Annotated in this window: 20 protein-coding genes and 2 tRNA genes; 19 read left to right on the forward strand and 3 right to left on the reverse strand. The window is 44.9% G+C overall.

Features of this window, described 5'->3' with window-relative positions; translation table 11 throughout:
* Positions 1 to 133: 133 nt before the first annotated feature.
* Positions 134 to 1,108 carry a glycosyltransferase family 2 protein gene (locus G7Y37_RS04145; RefSeq protein WP_165062163.1) on the forward strand — a complete coding sequence of 325 codons (975 nt, stop codon included), beginning with the start codon at positions 134 to 136 and terminating at the stop codon, positions 1,106 to 1,108.
* Positions 1,109 to 1,825: 717 nt separating this feature from the next.
* On the opposite strand, the gene G7Y37_RS04150 is transcribed toward G7Y37_RS04145, so the two are convergent.
* Positions 1,826 to 1,902: transfer RNA gene (locus tag G7Y37_RS04150), tRNA-Arg, on the reverse strand.
* Positions 1,903 to 2,033: 131 nt separating this feature from the next.
* Here G7Y37_RS04150 and G7Y37_RS04155 point away from each other — a divergent pair.
* From G7Y37_RS04155 to G7Y37_RS04175, 5 genes are all read left to right on the forward strand, one after another.
* Positions 2,034 to 3,464: a citrate synthase gene (locus G7Y37_RS04155; RefSeq protein ID WP_165062165.1), complete on the forward strand. Its 1,431-nt coding sequence runs from the start codon at positions 2,034 to 2,036 to the stop codon at positions 3,462 to 3,464.
* Between the two features lie 94 nt (positions 3,465 to 3,558).
* Positions 3,559 to 3,807, forward strand: coding sequence for a hypothetical protein (locus G7Y37_RS04160; RefSeq protein ID WP_165062167.1), 249 nt, complete (start codon positions 3,559 to 3,561; stop codon positions 3,805 to 3,807).
* A gap of 100 nt (positions 3,808 to 3,907) precedes the next feature.
* Positions 3,908 to 3,995 (forward strand) — tRNA-Ser (locus tag G7Y37_RS04165).
* A 137-nt stretch (positions 3,996 to 4,132) separates the two neighbouring features.
* Positions 4,133 to 5,494 (forward strand): magnesium transporter, encoded by a 1,362-nt coding sequence (locus G7Y37_RS04170; RefSeq protein ID WP_165062177.1) that lies wholly within the window; start codon positions 4,133 to 4,135, stop codon positions 5,492 to 5,494.
* Positions 5,487 to 6,725 carry an NRAMP family divalent metal transporter gene (locus tag G7Y37_RS04175; RefSeq protein WP_241155997.1) on the forward strand — a complete coding sequence of 413 codons (1,239 nt, stop codon included), beginning with the start codon at positions 5,487 to 5,489 and terminating at the stop codon, positions 6,723 to 6,725. The genes G7Y37_RS04170 and G7Y37_RS04175 overlap by 8 nt, the downstream gene beginning before the upstream one ends.
* Here G7Y37_RS04175 and G7Y37_RS04180 read toward each other — a convergent pair.
* Positions 6,700 to 7,182, reverse strand: coding sequence for an Rrf2 family transcriptional regulator (locus G7Y37_RS04180; RefSeq protein WP_255463927.1), 483 nt, complete (start codon positions 7,180 to 7,182; stop codon positions 6,700 to 6,702). The two genes, G7Y37_RS04175 and G7Y37_RS04180, sit on opposite strands and share 26 nt — an antisense overlap.
* Before the next feature lie 235 nt (positions 7,183 to 7,417).
* Complete coding sequence (locus G7Y37_RS04185) at positions 7,418 to 9,112, reverse strand: Na+/H+ antiporter NhaC family protein (RefSeq protein ID WP_165062181.1); 1,695 nt, start codon at positions 9,110 to 9,112, stop codon at positions 7,418 to 7,420.
* A 134-nt stretch (positions 9,113 to 9,246) separates the two neighbouring features.
* Here G7Y37_RS04185 and glmU point away from each other — a divergent pair, with 134 nt between their 5' ends.
* From glmU to nrfD (G7Y37_RS04250), 13 genes are all read left to right on the forward strand, one after another.
* Positions 9,247 to 10,611 (forward strand): bifunctional UDP-N-acetylglucosamine diphosphorylase/glucosamine-1-phosphate N-acetyltransferase GlmU, encoded by a 1,365-nt coding sequence (gene glmU / locus G7Y37_RS04190; protein ID WP_165062183.1) that lies wholly within the window; start codon positions 9,247 to 9,249, stop codon positions 10,609 to 10,611.
* 103 nt (positions 10,612 to 10,714) lie between these two features.
* Positions 10,715 to 11,686: a ribose-phosphate pyrophosphokinase gene (locus G7Y37_RS04195; RefSeq protein WP_165062185.1), complete on the forward strand. Its 972-nt coding sequence runs from the start codon at positions 10,715 to 10,717 to the stop codon at positions 11,684 to 11,686.
* Between the two features lies 1 nt (position 11,687).
* Positions 11,688 to 12,245 carry an aminoacyl-tRNA hydrolase gene (gene pth / locus G7Y37_RS04200; protein WP_165062187.1) on the forward strand — a complete coding sequence of 186 codons (558 nt, stop codon included), beginning with the start codon at positions 11,688 to 11,690 and terminating at the stop codon, positions 12,243 to 12,245.
* Between the two features lie 244 nt (positions 12,246 to 12,489).
* Positions 12,490 to 12,774, forward strand: coding sequence for a hypothetical protein (locus G7Y37_RS04205; RefSeq protein WP_165062189.1), 285 nt, complete (start codon positions 12,490 to 12,492; stop codon positions 12,772 to 12,774).
* Positions 12,775 to 13,131: 357 nt separating this feature from the next.
* A complete protein-coding gene (locus G7Y37_RS04210; protein ID WP_165062191.1) occupies positions 13,132 to 13,398 on the forward strand; it encodes a DUF4160 domain-containing protein in 267 nt (88 codons plus the stop codon).
* A 16-nt stretch (positions 13,399 to 13,414) separates the two neighbouring features.
* Positions 13,415 to 13,738 (forward strand): DUF2442 domain-containing protein, encoded by a 324-nt coding sequence (locus G7Y37_RS04215; RefSeq protein WP_165062193.1) that lies wholly within the window; start codon positions 13,415 to 13,417, stop codon positions 13,736 to 13,738.
* Between the two features lie 395 nt (positions 13,739 to 14,133).
* Positions 14,134 to 15,027, forward strand: coding sequence for a hypothetical protein (locus tag G7Y37_RS04220; protein ID WP_165062195.1), 894 nt, complete (start codon positions 14,134 to 14,136; stop codon positions 15,025 to 15,027).
* Positions 15,028 to 15,380: 353 nt separating this feature from the next.
* Positions 15,381 to 16,406: an NrfD/PsrC family molybdoenzyme membrane anchor subunit gene (nrfD, locus tag G7Y37_RS04225; protein WP_165062197.1), complete on the forward strand. Its 1,026-nt coding sequence runs from the start codon at positions 15,381 to 15,383 to the stop codon at positions 16,404 to 16,406.
* Positions 16,403 to 17,365 carry an SPFH domain-containing protein gene (locus tag G7Y37_RS04230; RefSeq protein ID WP_165062199.1) on the forward strand — a complete coding sequence of 321 codons (963 nt, stop codon included), beginning with the start codon at positions 16,403 to 16,405 and terminating at the stop codon, positions 17,363 to 17,365. Before nrfD (G7Y37_RS04225) ends, G7Y37_RS04230 begins: the two co-directional genes overlap by 4 nt.
* 24 nt (positions 17,366 to 17,389) lie before the next feature.
* Complete coding sequence (locus G7Y37_RS04235) at positions 17,390 to 17,842, forward strand: GntR family transcriptional regulator (protein ID WP_241155998.1); 453 nt, start codon at positions 17,390 to 17,392, stop codon at positions 17,840 to 17,842.
* Positions 17,843 to 18,087: 245 nt separating this feature from the next.
* Positions 18,088 to 20,571 carry a molybdopterin-dependent oxidoreductase gene (locus G7Y37_RS04240; protein WP_165062201.1) on the forward strand — a complete coding sequence of 828 codons (2,484 nt, stop codon included), beginning with the start codon at positions 18,088 to 18,090 and terminating at the stop codon, positions 20,569 to 20,571.
* 5 nt (positions 20,572 to 20,576) lie between these two features.
* Positions 20,577 to 21,197 (forward strand): 4Fe-4S dicluster domain-containing protein, encoded by a 621-nt coding sequence (locus G7Y37_RS04245; RefSeq protein WP_165062203.1) that lies wholly within the window; start codon positions 20,577 to 20,579, stop codon positions 21,195 to 21,197.
* Between the two features lie 21 nt (positions 21,198 to 21,218).
* Positions 21,219 to 22,478: an NrfD/PsrC family molybdoenzyme membrane anchor subunit gene (gene nrfD / locus G7Y37_RS04250; protein ID WP_165062204.1), complete on the forward strand. Its 1,260-nt coding sequence runs from the start codon at positions 21,219 to 21,221 to the stop codon at positions 22,476 to 22,478.
* The last annotated feature ends 67 nt before the right edge of the window (positions 22,479 to 22,545 follow it).

Raw genomic sequence — 22,545 nt, forward strand, 5'->3', positions numbered from 1 at the left:
ACAAATTGCTGCGGAGCGCTTGCTTACGGCGACGAATAGCACCGCGAGCGCCATAATGTATCCGCTTCTGGTTTATAATCAAAATGTTTGAACAGCAATTTTGTTTATGCCTTATTACTTACGGAAGGCTGCTATGACTGAAGCAATTAACTTGTCGGATGCGCGCATAGAGGAAATTCGCAAAGGCGCGGGTGTGGCTGTGTTGGTACCTTGCTACAACGAGGAACTAACCATAGGAAAAGTGGTTGATGATTTTCGCCATACGCTTCCCTTGGCTGATGTGTATGTTTACGACAACAACTCAAGCGATAAAACGGCAGAAATAGCGCGTGAGCACGGTGCTATTGTGCGCATGGAGCCTAGGCAGGGCAAGGGTAACGTAGTACGCCAGATGTTTCGCGATGTAGAGGCTGACTATTACATAATGGTAGACGGAGACGATACTTATCCGGCTGAATCGGCTCCTGCGTTGCTTGAGCCGCTTTATTGCGGTGCAGCCGATATGACTGTGGGCGACAGATTGTCAAATGGTAGCTATGGCGAAGAAAATGACCGTGCTTTTCATGGGTTTGGCAACGACTTGGTGCGCTGGCTTATAAAGGTAATTTATGGGTATGCCTTTGAGGATGTAATGACGGGGTATCGCGCTTTTACTCGCGTGTTTGTAAAAACGATGCCTGTGTTGTCTTCAGGGTTTCAGATAGAAACAGAGCTTTCTATTCATGCAGTAGATAAGCGTTGGCGCATTGTGGACGTACCGATTGATTATCGCGATCGACCCGAGGGCAGCGAGTCGAAGTTGTCAACATTTGGGGATGGCGCAAAAGTGCTGATGGCCATAGCGTCGCTATTCAAAGACTATAAACCTATGGCTTTCTTTGGATGGCTTGCGCTGCTGTTTGTTATTTTAGGACTAGTTGCCGGCATACCAGTTATTGCAGAATTTACAGTTACGCATTTGGTGGAGCGCTTCCCAACGGCTTTGTTGGCTGTGGCATTGGTGCTTTGCGGCGCGCTTTCTCTAACTGTTGGATTGGTTCTTGATACAGTTGCTAAAAATACTCGCAAGCAATGGGAAATATCTGTTTACCAAGCATATGAAAAATAGCGACGAGATCGGCTTATCTGCGGTTCTCTAGTCGGATTGCCGCGGTCAGGACCTCGTCGCAGGTACGTATACTAGATTAATCTGACTTTAAATTGCAAGTCTAATTTTTGTCAAAGAGCGCTTATGGTTTTGCGAATGGGAAAAAGTGCGCCTAATTCTCACTTGATATGCCTGTTCATAACTGACTTTTTCTAAGAAAAAGTCAGTTATGAACAGGTGTGAGCAGTGTTTACTAGAAAATGTGCAATCTGCGGCGGCAAGATGAAGAAAAATGGTCAAAACTTCCAGCTTTCCATGGTCATAGCGCCACATAGCTAACTTGAATTGTGGAGAACACTGGGTAAACAGGGTTCTCCAATTCCATTTTGATTCGTAATTGGCGTAATTTGGCATTATAGACTGTGGAAAGTCGGAAGTTTTGACCATTTTTCACCTAAAAAGTGACGAAGGCAACCACACGGTCTGGTTTGGTCAGAGTTCCATCACAGCGCGCCCTATCCATATGCAATCGACTAAAACAGACACACCTTTCTACCTATATGCCGCGAATGGATTGTCGAAGCTGCAGGACTTGTTAGTTTTTCAGTTGGAATCTTTTCCGGTTATACTAGGAAAAGTATTCGTATATCAAAACTTTTCCGGTTATAACAGGAAAAGTTAGGCTTTTCAAAACGGGATTACGGTTTTGTAATTCATAGGATTTCTTCAGTAAAAAGATGGTGCGCCATGAGGGATTCGAACCCCCGACGGTCTGATTCGTAGTCAGCTCCTCTATCCAGCTGAGGTAATGGCGCACGATTTTCAGCAAATGATATTTTGTACTAGAGCGAACGAAGTGTCAACAGTTTTAAGTAAAAGATTTTAGTAAGACTGTGATAGGCACAATGAAAGAGTAGAATGAGCGAAACATTTTTAGGAGCTCACAATGGTTATAGAGATAGATGAAAATCTAATAGCGGACGATGACAGCCGCATAAAAGTTGGGGAAGCCGACACGATAGAAATTCATCCCGAAGAGACGTGTCGTGTTGGGCTGTATGGCACCTTTGAAGAGGTGAATCAGATTCCTGCTAGCGCTTACAAAAATAAAAACGTTAAGCGCGGGCTTCGCAATTCGGATGGTACTGGCGTTATTGCCGGAATTACCAATATATCGGAAGTTAACGGCTACGAGATTGTGGATGGCGTTCGTGTTCCCATAGAAGGTTCTTTGCGTCTTCGCGGATACGAATTGTACGACTTGTTAGGCAATGTTGACGCCTCAAAACGCTTTGCGTTCGAAGAGCTGTGCTATTTGCTTTTGATGGGCGACTTACCTACGCAAGACAATCTCGATAAATTTGTTGATGCTATAGATTTACAGCGCGAACTGCCCGACGGTTTCACGGCGAATACGATAATGCCAATTGCGCCGCGCAACTTAATGAATGTGCTGTCGCGCTCAATCTTGCATCTGTATGCATATGATTCGCACGCTGAAGAGCGCACAGCCAAACATGAAATACATACGGCACTTTCGCTAATTAGCCGCCTGCCACGCATAATGGTGCTTTCTTACTACAGCAAGCGCGCGCGCTTCTATCACGAATCTATGATTATGCATCGTTTTATTAAAGGGCAATCCAGTGCCGAGACTATTCTTAGCATGTTGCGCCCCGACCGCCACTTCACGCAAGATGAAGCGCGTATGCTAGATGTAATGCTGTGTCTGCATGCCGAGCACGGCGGCGGCAACAATTCAACTTTCACAACGCGTGTGCTTAGCAGCGCCGACACCGATCCGTATTCGGCATATTCTGCTGCCATCGGGTCACTAAAAGGCTATAGACACGGTGGCGCTAATCATAAGGTGCGCGCCATGCACGAAGAAATAAAGCGCGAGGTGTCTAACTGGGAAGATGAAGGTGCTGTAGCCGATTATTTGCGGCGCATAGTAAACAAAGAGGCTTACGACCATACCGGTCTTATATATGGTATAGGACACGCTGTCTACACACTTAGCGACCCACGTGCTGTGGTATGCAAGCGTTTTGCAAGCGAACTGGCTAAAGGTAGCGAATATGAAGCCGAATATCGTCTGCTAGAAACGATTGAGCGTTTGGCGCCGGAAATTATTACGCAGGGTCGCGGCATCGAGAAAGCGCTTTGTGCCAATGTAGATATGTATTCAGGATTCGTGTATTCAATGATGGGAATACCGGAAGATTTATATACGCCGCTTTTTGCGTGCGCCAGAATGGCTGGGTGGGCGGCACATCGTTTTGAAGAAGTGGTTAGCGGCAAGCGCATAATTCGTCCTGCATATGCCAGCGCACGTGTGTCACCGCGAAAATATGTGCCTATAGATATGCGCTAAACTCAGATAAAACTAGATTGGTTTTGAACTTTACCAAGATGCGCCAATTTTTTAGAATAGCATCCGGGAATTAGCCAATATACGAGGAGATGTTATGACAGAAGCACCAACTGGCAGACCTAAACCCAAAGGCAGCCTTCGTATATTAGATGATGCGGTTTTAGATGGGTTTTCTTTGAATGATATAAAGTGTCGCTCTTGCAGCGGATATGGAAACTGTGGTTATAAAAGCACTTATTTGGTTCCCGGCGGCGGAATAGCATCTATTTGCATGCAAAGACGTCATCAGATGCGCTGTGAACGCGATGGCGTTCCGTTTGATCCGGCGGATATATCGGCTTAAGCGAAAAATTGCATTTTTTGTATCTGGACAATACATTCTTATAGCAATGCATTGTTTGTGGTATTCTGTTCAAACCGCAAAAAAGCGGCTTTATACAAGCGGAGGAATGGCCGAGTGGTTGAAGGCGGCAGTCTTGAAAACTGTTGTGCCGAGAGGTACCGTGGGTTCGAATCCTACTTCCTCCGCCAGCTTTAATTTGTCCGATTCGTGAAAGGTTCATTCTTGAAGGTTCGAAAACAGAAGCCTCACAGTATGTAACCTTCGGCTGCATGGCGTCTCTTAGCAGCCGGAAAGGTTGCATGCGTGGGTTAGTTAGGGGAAGGTCGTGCTATATTTATCTCGAATGCTGGGAAAGCCTGTTGTGGATTCCGGCAAAGAGAAGATCGGGGTTGTTTCCGATCTCGCTATTTCAACTGGGGAAATGTTTCCCCGAATAACAAGTTTGGCGTTTAAGGGACCGGGCAATGTTCCGTTTATGATCTCTTGGCGCAAGTATGTTGATAAGTTTGACGATGACGGCATTACGCTAGCCGTTGAGTCGCCCGATATACGATTTAGCTATCTACAACCTACAGAAGTGCTTTTAGCGCGCGATTTGATGAATAGGCAAATTGTAGATACGCAGGGCATGAAAGTTGTTCGCGTGAACGACTTAAAGTTGTCTCCTTCGGGCACGCAGCTGCGTCTTTTGGGTGCGGAAGTTGGCGCGCGTGGCATATTGCGCGGTCTGCATCCTTTGCTAGAACGCGCTGCGGTTGCAATATCAAAACTATTTCGACATAAGTTAGACGAGCAGATAATTGCTTGGAATTATATGGATTTGCTAGATCGCGACTTGTCGGAAGTGCAGCTTTCTGTAACTCATAGGCGCTTAGACGAATTGCATCCGGCGGATGTGGCTGACATTTTAGAGCAGCTTGATCCGCAGCAGCGTGCTGCCGTGTTTGAGCACTTAGATGAATCTTCGCGTACCGAAGCTGTATCAGAGATGGAAGATGAAGTACAAGCGGAATTCTTGGACGACTTAGATGATGCTACGGCTGCTCGGCTGATAGGCAACATGGATCCGGATGATGCTGCCGATATTGTGCGCGATCTTTCATACGAAAAAGCGGAAACACTGCTTCGTCTAATGGGTATGGATGATGCTGCTGAAATACGGCGACTTTTGGGCTTTAAGGACGGCACAGCTGGCGGCATGATGACTACCCAGTTTGTTGCCGTGCAAAGCGATTCTACCGTCCGTGAAACAATAGGTGTTTTGCGCGATTTGTCAGAAGATTTCCCCACTGTGCATTATGTATACGTTACCGATAACTATGGAAAACTGGTAGGCGTACTGTCTATGCGTACACTTGTATTGTCTGCAGACGATGCACGTCTTGCCAACATAATGTATACAGATGTTATAAGTGTGCCACCCGACGAAACCGAAGAAGATGTTGTAGCCGACATTTTCAAATACGATATACCCGCCATGCCCGTTGTGGACGAGCGCGGTGCGATGCTTGGAATAGTTACCACCGAAGATGCATGGGATGCCATAGAGGAAGATAGAGTGTCGGAAAAGAAGCAGCGCAATATTCTACGCATAGGCGGATATGTGCTTGCTGGCATTCTGGGTTTGGTTTTGTATACGCTAGTCTTAATTCAGATATTTCAAACGATAGGTTTGCAAAGTGCCTGAAAAGCGTCGCAGCAAAATACTGTTAGTGCTTGCAGCCATGGGTCCGGGCATTATTACTGCCATGGCAGGAAACGATGCCGGTGGAATTTCTACATACTCTACAGCTGGTGCTCAGTTTGGATTTGGCACACTTTGGGTTATACCAATTATGTGCTTGCTGCTTATTCTTGTAGAGATAACCGCGTCGAAAATGGGCGCTGTTACTGGTAAGGGATTCGCGGCGCTTATACGCGAGCGTTTCGGAATAAGACTTACCACACTAGCAATGTGTGCGCTGCTTATTGGCAATGTTGCTACTACGTTTTCGGAATTTGCTGGCATAGCGTCGGGCATGGAAATGTTTGGTGTATCGAAGTATATTAGCGTTCCTGTGGCGGCTGTGGCTGTATGGGTGCTTATAGCTGGCGGGTCGTATAAGCGAGTGCAAAGAGTTTTCTTGGTGCTTTCATTGGTGTTTATAACTTATATTGTGGCAGCGTTTATGGCTGGTCCTAATTGGAACGAGGCGCTACGCTCCACTGTATTGCCAGCATTTAGTGCTCAGCCTGCATTTGTGTCGTTGGTTATAGCTATGATAGGTACCACCATAGCACCGTGGATGATGTTCTTTACGCAGAGTAATGTGGTGGAAAAAGGTTTAGCTACAGAAGATTTGTTCTCGCAAAAAGTGGATGCGATTTCTGGGTCTATTGCGGCATGCGTTATAGCTTGGTTTATCATAGTTACAACGGGCGCTGTTTTATTCCCGCAAGGTATTGCTGTAGAGAGCGCATCTGATGCTGCGCAGGCGCTAGCTCCATTTGCAGGTCAATATGCTCAGGCTCTGTTTGCTATAGGGCTTGTAGCTGCATCGTTTTTGGCGGCATGTGTGTTGCCACTTACTACTGCATTCGTAATTTGCGAGGCGTTTGGTTGGGAAGCCGGAGTGTCATATGAGTGGCGCGAGGCACCGGCATTTAAAGGTATATTTACCGGAGTTGTATTGCTTGCGGCAGCGGTCGTGCTTATACCTAATATGGATTTGATGGGCATGATGTTAACGGCTCAGTTTGTGAATGGCGTTATTTTGCCTGTGTTGTTGGCGTTTATGGCGCTAATTTCGGCGGACAAGCGCATTATGGGGAATTACAAGAGTGGAAAAGTGGCAAAGCTTTTGTTGTGGGCTGCCGTTTTTGTGGTGGCTGCTTTAACCATAGCTTTATTTATTATGCAGTTGCTAGGTTTTGCGTAAGACGCTGGCTTTCCTCTTTTAAACGATCTGCCAAATATGCTTCGGCATTTACTGTTCCATCGAAGCATTTCGATAGCATGTCTAGCGTGATGCTGTCTAGGAATGCTGCATAGCTGCTTGTCACAATATCTAGCATATGCGTCACTTCGTCGTTAGTGTGGCGCGCACTTGCAATATCGTGTTTTGGTTCTTCCATTTCGTCTTCGCCATTATTTATAGCATTAAGAATTTCAAGCAGAGTTATTTCGTTTGCGGGTTTAGAAATAATATAACCGCCATTTTTTCCGGGGCGCGACTCTATTAGCCCAGCGTGGCGCTCTATTTGAGCCAGTTGAATTAGATAGTCGCGCGGAATAAGCATATTTTCAGATATCTCTTTGGAAGAGCAGACCCGATCATGCTTGGCAAGGTAGAGAAGCATTCTTAATCCGTAGTCTATGGATGCTTTTAAAAACAATTGAACCCCAGTGATCGGTGTGGTCTTCTATATGTATTTGCCTGCGCGACCGGTATTGCCTGCATGCAAATTTAATAAAAGATACAAGACTATTACGTCAAAATAGTGGACTAGTGCTGGGGTGTTTACAATTTGTAATCTACGAGTTACCAATTTGTGTTAATAGCTGTTACTAGAGCAAAAAAGAAGCGGCATCGCTGTGTGCCGCTTCTTTGCGTTTAGATTGTGCGCAGGGTTATTCCGCTGCTTGCTCTGCCTGTGCTTTACGTTCGCTTATTTTATGAAGTACAAGAACTGCTATAACTACCAGAACCGCACCTAGACCAAGTGATATCCATGGGTTTTTGGTGAATCCGGCAACTATATATCCGATAAAGCAAATAACCATAACTGTAGTTGCGTAAGGAATCTGTGTTGCTACATGGCGCAGGTGGTTACACTGTGCACCTGCCGAAGACAGAATGGTTGTATCGGAGATAGGCGAGATATGGTCGCCATAAACAGCGCCTGCAAGCGTGGCACCTACTGCCACCAAGAATAGTGGATCGGATGCGTCGAACACACCTATAACTATAGGTAGGATAAGAGCTACTGTGCCCCAAGATGTTCCCATTGCAAAACCGATAAATGCTGCAACAACAAATATGATTGCTGGTAGTAAGTCAAGCCCTACTCCCATATTGTTTAAGAAGCTGGAAACAAATTCGCCAGTACCCAACAAGTAACGGCACACTCCACCAAGCGACCACGCTAAAACTAATATCATAATGGCACCTACCATAGAGCGCACGCCCTCTGACATGGCATCCATGAAGCCACCAAGCGTTGTTAGTTTGCGCGGTAAGAACATTGCGGCTGCAAATACCAATGCCACACAGACACCGATACATAAGCCCATAACAGGGTTTTCGCCAACCGCTGTAGCGAAGTCTACCCCTTCGAAGAAACCGCCACAGTAAAGCATTCCTAGAATTGAGAAGATAATAAGCACGATAATTGGAAGAACTAAGTCGGAAACTTTACCCTTTTCCGATATGCTAAGACCTTTGTATTGTTCAATTGCGCCATGCGCTGCGTCTTCTATATCGGCGCGCTCTGTTACCTTAGGCGGCAAATTCGGATTTGCGCAATCGTCGCTTGGAATCTTGTTGCCGGCAGCAACTTTAAGTAAGTTGGCTTGCTTTTTTGCAGCCGCCTCTAGCTTTCTTTGCTCGATGGCATCTTCTGCGGGCGTTTCGTTGCATCTTGCTGCTGCTTCTGCTGCGCGCATCGGACCGAAGTCGGCATTGATGGCAAGCATAAAGAAAACAAAGAATATAGTTAGCAGCGCGTAAAGGTTGTAGGGGATAGACGCAACGAAAGTGTTAAATCCGCCTTCGCCCAAATATCCACCCACTGCTACTGCCCACGAGGATACCGGCGCAATAATGCAAACCGGAGCTGCTGTGGAGTCAATAATCCACGCAAGTTTCTCATGACTGATACGGAAACGGTCGGTGACGGGGCGCATAACGGCACCCACGGTTAGGCAGTTGAAATAGTCGTCAACGAAAATAATAATGCCCAATATCGCCGTAAGAATAGATGCCATACGTGCATTTTTGATGTGCTGCGAAACCCATTCGGCATAGGCGCGGGAGCCGCCAGATACGGCTATAACTACCGTTAGCGCTCCCAGCAAGGCAAGGAACAGCAACAGCGCTCCATTGCCGGCAATTTGCTCAGCCATCATCTGCGGCACCATGGTAAACGATGCGATAAGCTGTTCACCGCCTGCCCCATTTAGGGTGAACTGGTAGATGATCATTCCCACAAAGACGCCCACGGTAAGCGATGAATACACTTCCTTCGTGATAAGCGCCAATCCCAACGCCAGAAGCGGTGGAATTATCGACCATGCGCCGGTCGATATCAATTCGAAGCCTTCCATCATTCCCTCCGGTTAATCGTGTGTGTCGCATCACGCGACTTATATGTGCCGAGTATACCAATGCTCGCGCATAATCAGTCAAAAAGGATATACACTCTTACTGAATTCGGTTCGACATGCTGGGGAGGCGGTTTATGCAGACTGCGGCTATTATTCTTTGTGCAGGCGAAGGCACGCGCATGAAATCAAAAAAACCTAAAGTTGCGCATGAGATATTGGGAAGACCACTTGTGCAATGGGTTGTGGAAGCGGCGCGTAGTGCTGGGGCAAATCCGATTGTAAGCATTGTTGGTCACGGTAGCGATGTGGTCAAGCCTTTGGTGGATGGCACAATTGCCGTAGAGCAGCCGCAGCGTCTTGGAACAGGCGATGCTGTTATGTGCGCACAGACAGCTTTGGCTGATTTTGATGGGTCAGTGTTGGTGCTGTCGGGCGATTGCCCCATGATTAGCGCAAGTACGCTAGAGCAGTTGGTGTTTGCGCGCGAAAAAGAAAAGGCAGCCTGTGCGGTGCTTAGCATGAAAATGTCAAATCCGTTTGGCTATGGGCGCATAGTTAGAACGCCTGCTGGCGAAGTGGAGCGCATAGTAGAACAAAAAGATGCAAGTGATGAAGAGGCTGCAATATGTGAATGCAATTCAGGCTTTTATTGCTTCGATTGCAAACTGCTGTTTGATGCTTTGCGCCAAGTTGGGAATGACAATGCTGCTGGTGAGTACTATCTGACAGATGTGTTGGCTATATTGCGCAATGCTGGTAAGCGCGTCATTGCTGTTTTGGCTGAAGATTCCGAAGAATGCATGGGCGTGAATTCCAGAGTTCAGCTTTCGGAGGCATCGCGCGCTATGCAGCGCCGCATTAACACCGCTCATATGCAGAATGGAGTTACTATGATGGCTCCTGATATGGTGTGGATTGGTCCGGATGTAAAAATTTCCGCTGATGTAGAACTTTTGCCCGGCGTAATGTTGATGGGCAATACCGAAATAGGGCAAGATTGCACAATAGGTCCCAATTGCCGTCTGACCGATACGATTGTGGGATGCGGCTGTGTAATAGATGAAACGGTTGCTATAGAAGCACGTATAGACGACGGTGCTACGTGTGGTCCGCGCGCTTATTTGCGTCCCGGTGCTCACCTTATGGAAAACGCGAAGGCTGGCACTCATGTGGAAATAAAGAAGTCAACCATAGGACCATCTTCTAAAGTGCCGCATCTTTCCTATATAGGCGACACTGTTATGGGTTCGGGGGTAAACATAGGAGCCGGTAGTATAACTTGCAATTACGACGGTGCCCATAAACATCCCACAACCATAGGTGATAATTCATTTATAGGATCTGACACTATGATGGTGGCACCTGTAAATATTGGATCTAATGTGGTTGTAGGCGCCGGCTCGGTAATAACAAAAGATGTACCCGACTCAGCACTAGCTGTTGCGCGTGCACGTGAGCGCATCATAGAAGACTGGGCTTGTAAACATGCCAAGAAGTAGACAAAACACTCTAGCTTATTGCTGTTGTGTCGTTACAATTATGCAGAGCAAGTATAATTTTGCTGCAGCTTATGTAGATGCCTAAAAAGACGAAGGAGCTTACATGACCGAGATGAAGAAATTCATGGCGCTATTTTCGGGGTCGGTTGCACCTGAATTAGCCGAGAAGATAGCGAATCATTTAGGTGTTAGTTTAGGCAACGTTAAGCTGGAAAAATTCGCAAATGGCGAAATATACGCTCGCTATTTAGAGAGCGTGCGCGGAGCCGATGTGTTTCTTATTCAGTCGGTTGCAGGAGAACACGTAAACGATGCGTTGATGGAACTTCTCATAATGGCGGATGCTGCCAAGCGTGCATCGGCGCGCACAATAACTGCCGTAATTACGCATTATGGGTACGCCCGACAAGATCGCAAAGCTGCGGCGCGCGAGCCTATTACTGCGAAATTGGTTGCGAATTTGATAACCACAGCTGGGGTAAATCGTGTTATGACAATCGATCTTCACCAAGGTCAGATACAGGGTTTCTTCGACATGCCTGTAGACCACTTAACGGCGCTGCCCATTTTGGCTGATTATTTCCGGGCAAAGAATTTCCCACAAGATAAGATATGTGTAGTTTCGCCCGATGTTGGTCGCGCAAAAGCTGCTAAGAAACTCTCCGACATGCTAGAAGCTGATTTGGCGATAATGCATAAAGGGCGTCCGGGGCACAACAAAGCCGAAATAACTGCCCTAATTGGCGATGTTAAAGGCAAGATATGTATTATCAACGACGACATGATAGACACAGGTGGCACTATAGCTGCTGCAGCCGATACATTGAAATCTAAAGGCGCTGAACAGGTTTATATCTGCTGTACGCATCCCGTGTTTAGCGGTCCGGCATACGAGCGTTTAGAAAATGCAGATGTTGAGGAAGTTGTGGCATGCGACACTATTCCTGTGCCGCTAGAAAAACAGAGCGGCAAAATAAAAATAGTTAGCGTTGCGCCACTGTTTGCCCGCGCTATATCGAATGTTTACGAAAATGGCAGCGTGTCAGATTTGTTCGACCCAGATTTTGCACTCTGATATGTATTTATTGGCGGGGCTTGGCAATCCCGGGTCGGATTATGCACATACTAGGCACAATGCAGGATTTGACACTATCGATTTGCTGGCAGAGGAATTAGGTGCTAACTATTGGAAAAACGAATGCGGTTCGGAGACGGCGCATGTAAAGTATTCCGGCTTTGAACTGATATTAGCTAAGCCGCAAAGTTTTATGAACACATCGGGTGGACCTGTATCGCAGCTAATGAAGAAGTACGGTATTGAACCCGATCACCTCATAGTAGTTCACGACGATTTAGATATAGCCCCTAGCGCTATTCGGGTGAAATTTGGTGGTGGTTTGGCAGGGCATAACGGCTTGCGTTCTATTGCGGAAAAACTATGCACGCGCGATTGGTATCGCGTGCGTATAGGAATTGGTAGACCTCCCGGACGAATGCCTGTAATCGATTGGGTATTAAGCCGTCCTAAGGCGGATGCTGCTATAGAATTTCAGCAAGGATGCGCATTAGGCGCGCAAGCACTACCTTATCTTATCGATCATGGCTTAGCTGATACTCAATCTAAATTTAACTAAGTGCGGGCAACGTTTTTGTTGCCCGTTCTTTGAACTGAAAGTTTCGGCATTCTATTGCTTTTCGAGTATAGCGGCTGTGGTGTTTATGAGCTTCACAACTTTGGGGTAAGTCTTAAAACATGTGGGGCAATTCACAAAATTCGATGTTAAAAAGGCTTGGGAGATGCATTCAAAGGTGTCGGCAGTTTTGACAAAGTTTTGAAGGTTTCGTCGCAATCCCGATAATGACGAATTTGCTGTATATATGAAAATGAAATTAGCTGATCTGACCAACAAAGTTGAAGAGTTCCATTTTTTAAATTCTGCAAATATAATTATTCTTAATGCTATAGGTTATATGGATCGAAACAATATTCTTGTCGAAGCTGATGAAAATGACAGAATGCGTATTGCTATTAATTTGATACACGAAGTTATAAAAAATAAGTATTCCGATATGCAGCCAGCCGCAGCAACAAAAACTGGCAAAGTGTTTGAGTCGGTAAGAGAATCGATAGATTCAGAATCCTGCTTTTTAATTAATCAATAAAGAAGATCGTAGGTGGAAAAATTACAATTATGTAATATAGAGAATTTGAAGTTTGCTAATGTATAAAAATGATAGTTATTGGGCGTTCGGCAAAACTGTGTTGGTAGATCGCTCAAATATATATATTCTGAATTGGTAACTTATAGAAAATGTAAGGCACCAACAGAGAAATCAAAGGATTTCGGTAGCTTTTAAGCGCACTTTTGCAGATTCCCAGCTTTTGATAAAGAAAGCTGGTGTTTTGAATTTAATGTTTGTTTATTGTGCTACTTAGAAATTGGAAGATATAAAATATGGGAATTGTAGATTTGCGTTTGTAATTACAAAGCGATGTTTTATTGTTTGTGGAGGATGGCAGTGCCAGAACTCAGTAGGTTTTATGGGTTGATAATTCGCATGTACTATGATGATGCATCGCAGCATCATAAGCCCCATGTACATGTATTTTATGGTGAGGAAGAAGCTGTTGTTTCTCTAGACGGTGAAGTGCTTGCAGGGTCTTTGCCATTAAAGCAGTATAGATTGTTAAATGGTTGGTTGGCTTTGCATGAAGATGAGGTTTATCAAGCTTGGAATTCTGCTGTTAAGAAAGAGGCATTTTCGAAAATAGAGCCTCTTTCGTAGGAAATGGAGCTTTTCTATGTATGTTATTGATGGGCATATACATGCTAGTACACCAGTTGATTTTATTAAGGTAAAAGATGCGAAAATAGTTGACGATCTTTGCATGCTTGTAACTTTTAGTACGGGAGAAACGCGTTTGTTTGACGCGAGTGAACTTTTGCAATACGACGTATTTAAGCCCTTTGCTAATCGCGAGGTATTCAATGACTTTTCTATAGATCATGGAGTTCTTACTTGGGCTGATGGCGATATTGATATTGCTCCCGAGGGCCTTTATTCTAGAACGTATGATTATCAATCTAATACGAGCAGAACAATGCCGAGAACAAAAATTGGCTAAAGTTAGAGTGAATTCAATTTTGGTTATATATGCAATATAGATATATCTCTAAGATCTGCATCTTCTCACAGAGGCTGTCTTCTATTATTAGGTCTTCCCGAAATTTGATACAATGCAGTCTTTGGGCACTCAACAAAGCTGTGTTGGTAAATCACTCAAATACATATATTCTGAATAGGCGACTTATAGAAATTGTAAGGTACGAACAGAGAGATCAAAGGATTTTGGTAGCTTTTAAGCACTCATTATCAGAGCTCCACGTTATGGGGTCTTTCCGAAACCAGTGTTGACAATAAGTTCAAAACATTTTGAAATAAAGTATTATCGAGAGTAATTCGAGACGTATTGCTTATTAATGCAAGTTCGCTCAATATGGACTATCGGAAGGAAAGGCTATGAGCAAAAACGAAAAGCTAGCATTCAGCAAAGTAATTGAATACTTCATTCGTGAAGCTCCTCGGCTGGTAGGTACCGCGCAAGATGAATTTATAGACCTTGTCGATCCCGATATTGATGATGACGACATTGACTCGATTGAGATGGTGTCAGCCCTCGCACTTGAATGGTTTTTGTTTGATTATAGGATGCCCAACAACAATTCGCCATTAGAGAATTTTATACGAACAAATCCGCTTGGTATGTCAGACAGCGAACTATCCGGGTTTAAACAATCTGTAGAAACCAACTATGTATCAATCTTTTCCATTGAGGGGGCGCATCCTGAGATGGGCACGGTCGTTCTTGAAGATATGGATACGAAAAAGCGATATCCAGTATTGGATTACTCGTTGAGCTCGTCTGGGGTAGAGCAGGGAATATTGGGAGCTCGCATCGTTAAATGCGATGGTGCTTGGTATTTTGCCGGCAATCCTGCGTTCGCATATCCAATTGGGATGTCAGACAATCTAAAGCGCGTATTCATGGAAGAAGAGACTTCACACGATTTTCCCTCGCTGGTTAGAATGCGATTTGGGCACCATGATTCTGAGAGTGTTAGTTGCATGACACAAGCGGTTTCTGCAGATATGTCTGCAGCTGAATTACGGGCGTTGCTATTGGAACTGGAGATGGCGTATAAAAATCTATCTGAGCGGGCAGCTTTAGATGTGTCATGGGAAGAGCTGACGGAAGATCTTGGCGTGATAGGAGAGGTCGGTTCTCCACTGGACAAGATTCGCGAACTGTTCAGTGCGGAAGATGGATTCATTGATATAGAAGAAGATGCACTCAATGAGCTGCTAGATATATATTTCAATGCTTGGAATGCGACTGTTGTTTTGGAGAAGTAGAAGGATATTTAAAGATCTAGTTTTCTATCATTTAACGCTGTCATCAAATTGACCCGGTAGGTAGGTACGAATAATCATAATTTGCGAAAGTCTTTCCACAGGGAGTAAGGCTGATACTGTTTCCATTGCGCTCGAGGCACCGGTCGCGAGTCCACACTTTTAATTGATATCAACAAGGAGGTGATGCTGCGTTCAGAAGCTGCCAGCCTTCACTCCGTGCTACCTCTTCTAAGGCTCTGCGTTTGAAATAGGGTGTTGAGAAAACTTAATGTCGCATTTTATTGCGTCATAGGTGATAGAATTGCAAGTAGATGCGTATAGTAATATTGCACGCTGCAAAAGGAAGTTGTGCATTGCTAAACGAACTAACCATACTTTATCTTTTTCTTGGAGGAGCCGGAGCCGGTTCTCTTGTAGTTCTCTGCATTTTAGAGATTGTTAATTTGCGACATGTGTCACGCGAACAAAACCAAAGTTCATTTTCTCCCGACAGTTTTACAGATGAAAATTGCCTCGAAGGTATTCTGAAGTTAGCATGGCCGATATGCTTTATTACCATAGTGTTTGCCGTTCTTTGTTTAGTGTTCGATTTGGGAAGACTAGATCGCATCATTAATATATTCATTACCCCCGCACCATCTATTATGAGCGTTGGCGCTTATGCTATTGCCATTGCGCTTGTTTGCGCTGCAATCAACAGCGCATGGCGGCTTTTGGGCTGGGAGAGCGCCGCCGGCGCGGGTACTTTGGTGCTGTCTATCGTTGGCTGCGTATCCGGTATTGTGGCAGCTGTGTATACCGGAATGCTGCTTCAAAATATGCCCTCAATTGTATTCTGGATGAATCCGCTATTGCCCGTTGTGTTTTTGTTGTCTTCTATTTCTAGCGGTGTTGCATTGGTGCTTTTAGGTAGTGTTTTTGTGAATACCAGAGATAGCGCTCGAAAATATCGGGTAGTAGTGTGGCTTTGCAGAACCGATATGATAGTTGTGATGCTAGAGACTGTGTCCATTATTGCGTATCTGTTTATAGCGAAAAGCATGTCTGCATCTGTTACCTCTACCGATGCCTTGTTGATTGGCGATTTAGCATGGATTTTTTGGGCAGGAGTATTTTTATGCGGGTTAGTGGGTCCTGTTGTTATGGAAATTATTATTGTTAAAAGTTTATCTAGTGCGCTTGTGTTATGGGTGGTGCTTTTTGCGCTTACTGGCGCTTTAGCGTTGCGTGTGTGCTTTGTGCAGGCTGGCGTGTACGACATTACTCAGAATGTATCTAAAGCTTTCAATCTTCCGGTCAAATCTGATGCGGCTGAACCGGATTTAGCAGTTCTGTCATTTACGTATAACGTACAACTTTCAGGAAGGGAGCTTGTATGAGCATCTTTCGGAAAAGCGATAAAGCCGATCGAGCCGATGCAGATACTCGGGCGTTCCGTAAAACACCGGGGTATTTACCCAAGCGTTCATCGCGAAATGGCGCAATAATTTTCAGCATTACTTTATTTGTTGTTGCGTGTGTTTTGGTATGGGCGATATCTTGGTTTGGCTTAGGCTATGTGGGTGTTGGCACCATAATATGCATGTTGATTGCCGGTCTATTTATGGTTTCGTCTTTTCATATTGCACTTCAGTGGGAAAAGGTTGTAGTTTTGCGGTTTGGGGAATTTAACAGAATAGCCGGACCCGGGCTTTATTTCACCATTCCGGTTATAGAGCACGGCACAATTCGTATAGATCACAGAATAGTGGCAACACCATTTTCAGCTGAGAAAACGCTTACAGCCGATCTTGTTCCTATAAACATAGACGCGGTGCTTTATTGGGTTGTCTGGGATGCTGAAAAGGCTTGTATCGAGGTAGAAGATTACTACAGTGCTGTAGTTTTTCTGGCGCAAACGGCGATGCGCGAGGCTATTGGGCGCTCGGGTGTGGCGGAAGTGGCGCTGCGGCGCGACCAGCTAGACATAGAGATAAAAGAAGCAATAGAAAAAGAGGTGTCTAATTGGGGCGTAGATATTATATCGGTTAGGGTACGCGATATAGTTTTGCCAGATGAACTTCAGGAAGTTATGTCACTTGAGGCGCAGGCTGATCGTATGAAAAGCGCGCGTATGGCTGTGGTGGGTGCAGAAGTTGACATAGCTGAAATTCTTAAAGATGCGGCATCGGTCTATAATGATCCGGATGCCGCTTTGCGTCTGCGCACGTTACTGCTGCAATACGATACTGTAAAGGGGTCTAACAGTGCTGTAGTTACGCTGCCTAGCTCGTTGTCTGGGACAAGTGAAACAGCTGAATCTGCTATGGATCAATTAATACAGGGCTTAAATAGTTAGAACGATTAATTTAGGCATAGGGGAATGGGTTTGAAAAAGGCAAAAATTGACAACAACTGGGATGCTCTTTTGGAAAAAACTTCAATGGGTGGAATTGAAACGCTAGAGATAAACTACGAAAGTGGACTACCAGTTTGGATGCAGGTTAGAAATCGCCTAGCGTATCTTATTGCTTCGGGGGAATACAAAGCGGGAGACAGATTGCCCACGGTGCGCGCGTTGGCAGTCGATCTGGATATAAGCTACAACACTGTTAATCGGGCTTATATGGACTTAGAGCGCGAGGGCTATATATCTACACGGAAAGGTCGCGGCACTTTTGTAGCCGAAATAGAGGGTAAAGAAATAGTTGCGATAGATGATTCGCTAACCTCGCTGGTAGATGAGATGATTCGTGCCGGCTCGAATGCCGGTATGAGTGATGATGCTATTTTATCTATGGTGCGCAGCCGTATGGACCATAGGAATTCAGCGTAGTTTTTCGCACCAAGAAGTTTGCGAACGACCTTTAGGGCAATTCAGCAATAAAAATATCAATTTGTCATCAAATAACGATTGATTGTCGCAATACATTGTGATAATATGACAATCAAATAATCGGCCGATTCTCATTTTAAGGAAATCCCGCAGATACCCTGTAGACAAACATATAGGGAATTGTTGTGCGGGTGCCTGCAAGATTTCCTAGAGCATTCTTATAAGTAAGAATGAGAGGAGAAAACATGTCGGACACGATTCAAGGCAAGACAGGTCTAACTCGACGTAGCTTTCTAAAAACCACAGCGGTAACAGCCGGCATGGCGGCAGTTGTGGGTGCGTCAGCTACAAACACGCTACAGGCTTTCGCGGAAACTAAGCAAAGCAATGCTGCAGTTGATGAAGAAATTTACTTCGGTCAATGTCGCGGTAATTGTATGGGCGGATGCAGACTTAAGATAAGAAAGCGTGACGGTAATATTGCAAACGTCGATATGGCTGAATTCCCTATTCCTGAATACAACAGGATATGCTCGAAAGGAATAAGCCACCCGCAGCGTGTTTATAACTCTGAGCGCGTGAAATATCCTATGCGACGTGTGGCGGGTACGGCGCGTGGCGAAGGGGTTTGGGAGCGTATCAGCTGGGAGGAAGCCATAGATGATATAACTTCCAAATGGAAAGAACTGCAAGAAAAATATGGGAAAAACTGTATAGTAATCTCTCAGGGTACGGGCAGCCAAGGAAAAATAGGCTATGGCGGCTATAACTACCTTGCAAGATTAACGGGCGCGTCAACAACTAATGGAAATTTTGACGGAGCCGGACTGGGTATGTCGGTTAAAGTGGTCGGAATGACCCCATATCTAGCAGGTAACACTCATATAAATGATATGGATGCAAAAACCGTGTTGCTTTGGGGATGTAATCCAGCTGAGGCAAATGTTGTAGATTTTAAATTCGTTATGGAGGCGCACGACAGAGGAGCAAAACTCATCCATGTTGATCCTGTTTACAGCATAACTTCTTCTAAATGCGATCAATTTGTTCCTATTAAGCCCGGTACCGATACTGCGTTTTTCTTATCTTTAATAAAAGTATGTACTGATAATGATTGGATAGACAGAGATTTCTTAATTAAAAACACCGTGGCACCATACCTTGTGAAAGAAAATGGTAAGTACTTGCGCATGAGCGATTTGGGTGTAGCGCCAACAGAGGGTCCTATAAGCACCACTACAGGCAAGCCCACAATGATAGATCCAATTGTTGTATGGGATGCCGATTCTCAGACGCAATCTGTTGCGGGTCAATCAGTAAATCCTGCTATTGAAGGCACATATGACATAAATGGGTTTAAAGTGTCTCCAGCATATCAACTTCTCGTTGATACAGTGCAGGAATGGACGCCAGAAAAGGCAGAAACAGTTTGCGACATTCCGGCTGATACTATAGTGGAAATAGCCGATCGTGTTGCTAACATGGGTCCAACTACACTATGGTGTGGTTTTGGCGTTGACCACTATGCAGGCGGACATAAGGGTTATCATGCCGCACTCGCACTGTTTGCCATTACGGGCAATTATGGCAAAAAAGGTGCCGGCATGAGCGGCACTATACCGTGCCAATTGTCTTACGCGGTAAATAATCCTAAAATTGCAACAGTCAAAGGCGTAACGCCCGGTCCTTCTATTCCAAACGTTAAGTTAACCAAAGTATTTGATACAAAGAAACTCGGGGACGTTCCGGTTGATATGCACAGCTTCTTGCTGGCTAAAAGTAATGCATTGGCGAATATAACAAATCGTTTAGACACGTTGCGTATGTATAACGGTATGGATTTGGTTGTAGTTGCCGATCATGAAATGACAGATACTGCGCGGCATGCTGACTATGTTCTTCCAACTGCCGGATGGTTTGAATATGAAGATATCGTAATGGGCAACCAGACTCCATTCATAAACATACAAGAGAAAGCAATTGAGCCGCTGTACGAGAGTAAGCCCGACTACGAAATTGCGCAGCTTTTGGCAAAAGGCATGGGCTTTGATATGCCGTGGACTGCTGCAGAATTCCTTGATGACCATTTTGATAACAAATTAGCTCAGATGTATGGGTTCACAATGGATCGTCTGCGTAAAGAAAAAGTATTTGTTACAGCAGAGGGTGGTTTAGAGATACAAGGAGCAGGCGGTAAATACACGACTCCTACTGGTAAGTTTGAATTCTATCTTGAAGATGTTAGTAGATCTATTGCGTGGGAAGGTGCAGACGATGGCGATGTGTTTGATGAAAGTCTAGAGCATCTGCCTCATTTTGAGCCTCCTATGGAAGCCTGGGAAGAAAATCCTCTGTTTGCGAAATATCCTCTTATATTTACGTCTATACGAAACAGATTCCGCACTCATACGCAATTCTATAGTTGCGATTGGATGCGTGAACTTAGACCAGAAGCCACTATAAGATTAAGTCCTCAAGATGCTGCGGCGCGTGACATAAAAACTGGCGACATGGTTCGCGCTTATAACGACCGAGGCGAAATGGTAGCTCGTGCTGAAATCAATAACGGTATAAGAGCAGGAATGGTTGTATATCCAAAAGGATTTCAAGCTTTCGAACATGTAAAAGGATGCAGTTCAGACCTTACATCGAATCATGTTCACCCGGCGTTCTATAACAATTATTACTTCGATGCTTTATGCGAAGTAGAGAAATATGAGGGGGCTTGAGAGATATGAAATACGGAATGGTCATAGACTTAAAAAGATGTATAGGCTGTCATACATGTGAGGTTGCATGTAAAGCTGCTAATAATGTTCCACAAGGTGTGTGGTGGAATCGTACACTAACGCAGGGTTCTGAAGTGCTTGATTCGCCGGGGGGTACTTATCCCAATAACTATATTCAACCCATAACCATTACTTGTCAGCATTGTGAGAACCCGGCTTGCGTTAAGGTGTGCCCAGTAGGAGCAACTTACAGAGACGAAGAAACTGGTGTTGTGCGACAAGATTACGACAAGTGCATCGGGTGTCGTATGTGTATAAGCGCTTGCCCCTACACAGGCGTGCGTAGCTTCAATTGGGAAGAACCAAAATATGCGTTGGATTTTGCAACGGGTGATATTGATATACCTAAACACCAAAAGCACGTAGTTGAGAAATGCACATTCTGCTACCAGAGACTTGCTAGGGGAGAAAAACCTGCTTGTATGGTTCTCTGTCCGGGAAATGCGCGCTTTTATGGTGATTTAGACGATCCCAATTCGGAAGTATCAAAATTAATATCTACGCGTGCATATAAACAACTGTTACCTGATCGTGGTACAAAACCTTCCACCTACTATCTCGAATAACTGCAGGTAAGGGGATAAATTATGACTGAGACAACTTCTGCGGCTACTGCCGCCAATGTCAAATCGCCCACATCAGGCGAACAAAAACAAGCAAAGCCTAAGGGTGCATTGTTTAACAACAAGGGTGTAAATATAGGAATTTTGGTGTGTGCAATACTTGCTGTAGCAGGAATTGTGCTATGGGGTATACAGCTTACAGGTGGCATGGTGCAAACATCCATGAGAAACCTTGATAGCTGGGGCTTATACATTACTATGTTCATGTTTTTTGTAGGTCTTAGTGCAGGAGGTCTAATCATATCTTCTGTACCTAAGGCATTTGGAATACAAGGTTTTGGAGCAATTAGCAAAATCGCAGTATTTTCCTCTATCGCATGTACTATCGCTGCTATTGGATTTGTAGTAGTAGATTTGGGACAACCTGCGCGCCTTTGGGAGCTATTTGCATACTCAAATCTTGCAAGTCCGCTAATGTGGGACATCATAGTATTGGGTATATATCTAATACTGTCTTGTGTATATCTTTGGGCACAGCTGAAGTATGAAAGTGGCAAGGTATCTGCACGTGCTCTTCGCATAATAAGTGTAGTAGCTCTTATTTGTGCAGTACTAGTTCATAGCGTAACTGCTTGGATATTTGGTCTACAGCAGGGACGCGAAATGTGGTACACAGCCCTTCTAGCCCCATGGTTTGTATCTTCTGCTTTGGTCTGCGGAACAGCTCTTATTATATGTATTGCTATTGCGCTTAAAAAATGTGGATACCTTGCACTTGAGCAGGCTCATATAGTAAAGCTAGCAAAGCTTTTAGGCACATTTGTATGTGTAGATCTATACTTCTTTGCATGCGACCTTCTAACAGCAGGCTTTCCAGCAGCTTCAGGTGCAGATATCGTATGGATGCTAGTTGCAGGACCTCTAGCTCCGTTTTTCTGGATAGAAATAATCGGCGGCATAATTTGTATAGTTGTATGCTTCTGCCCGCGTCTTCGCACAAATCCACTTATAGTCATAGCTAGCCTTTTGGCTATCATTGGCATCTTCTGCAAGCGCACACAACTACTTGTTGGAGGCTTTCAGATTCCAAACATCGAGTGGCCAAGCGCTATAAGTTCTTCCACCATCACAAATTGGACTGCAGGTCTATCTGGTGCATACGAATCAATCGTTTATTGGCCGTCCCTTCTTGAGTGTGGAATAACGATAGGTGTAGTTGGTCTAGCAATTCTTATATTCCTTTTAGGTGTGAAGTATCTGCCCTTAAAAGATAAGACTGAATAGGCACTATATAACTGACAACTTTCTCTCTCCTGTCATCCCGGCTGCCTACCCCTCTAGGGCAGCCGGG

This window comes from Adlercreutzia sp. ZJ154 (assembly GCF_011039055.1).
GTDB lineage: Bacteria > Actinomycetota > Coriobacteriia > Coriobacteriales > Eggerthellaceae > Adlercreutzia_A.

Bases quoted from the DNA above. Each gene is read 5' to 3' on its own strand.
- G7Y37_RS04145 (WP_165062163.1), top strand. From the start codon at position 134: ATGACTGAAGCAATTAACTTGTCGGATGCGCGCATAGAGGAAATTCGC.
- G7Y37_RS04155 (WP_165062165.1), top strand. From the start codon at position 2,034: ATGGTTATAGAGATAGATGAAAATCTAATAGCGGACGATGACAGCCGC.
- G7Y37_RS04160 (WP_165062167.1), top strand. From the start codon at position 3,559: ATGACAGAAGCACCAACTGGCAGACCTAAACCCAAAGGCAGCCTTCGT.
- G7Y37_RS04185 (WP_165062181.1), bottom strand. From the start codon at position 9,112: ATGGAAGGCTTCGAATTGATATCGACCGGCGCATGGTCGATAATTCCA.
- glmU (WP_165062183.1), top strand. From the start codon at position 9,247: ATGCAGACTGCGGCTATTATTCTTTGTGCAGGCGAAGGCACGCGCATG.
- G7Y37_RS04195 (WP_165062185.1), top strand. From the start codon at position 10,715: ATGACCGAGATGAAGAAATTCATGGCGCTATTTTCGGGGTCGGTTGCA.
- pth (WP_165062187.1), top strand. From the start codon at position 11,688: ATGTATTTATTGGCGGGGCTTGGCAATCCCGGGTCGGATTATGCACAT.
- G7Y37_RS04205 (WP_165062189.1), top strand. From the start codon at position 12,490: ATGAAAATGAAATTAGCTGATCTGACCAACAAAGTTGAAGAGTTCCAT.
- G7Y37_RS04215 (WP_165062193.1), top strand. From the start codon at position 13,415: ATGTATGTTATTGATGGGCATATACATGCTAGTACACCAGTTGATTTT.
- G7Y37_RS04220 (WP_165062195.1), top strand. From the start codon at position 14,134: ATGAGCAAAAACGAAAAGCTAGCATTCAGCAAAGTAATTGAATACTTC.
- G7Y37_RS04230 (WP_165062199.1), top strand. From the start codon at position 16,403: ATGAGCATCTTTCGGAAAAGCGATAAAGCCGATCGAGCCGATGCAGAT.
- G7Y37_RS04235 (WP_241155998.1), top strand. From the start codon at position 17,390: ATGGGTTTGAAAAAGGCAAAAATTGACAACAACTGGGATGCTCTTTTG.
- G7Y37_RS04240 (WP_165062201.1), top strand. From the start codon at position 18,088: ATGTCGGACACGATTCAAGGCAAGACAGGTCTAACTCGACGTAGCTTT.
- G7Y37_RS04245 (WP_165062203.1), top strand. From the start codon at position 20,577: ATGAAATACGGAATGGTCATAGACTTAAAAAGATGTATAGGCTGTCAT.
- nrfD (WP_165062204.1), top strand. From the start codon at position 21,219: ATGACTGAGACAACTTCTGCGGCTACTGCCGCCAATGTCAAATCGCCC.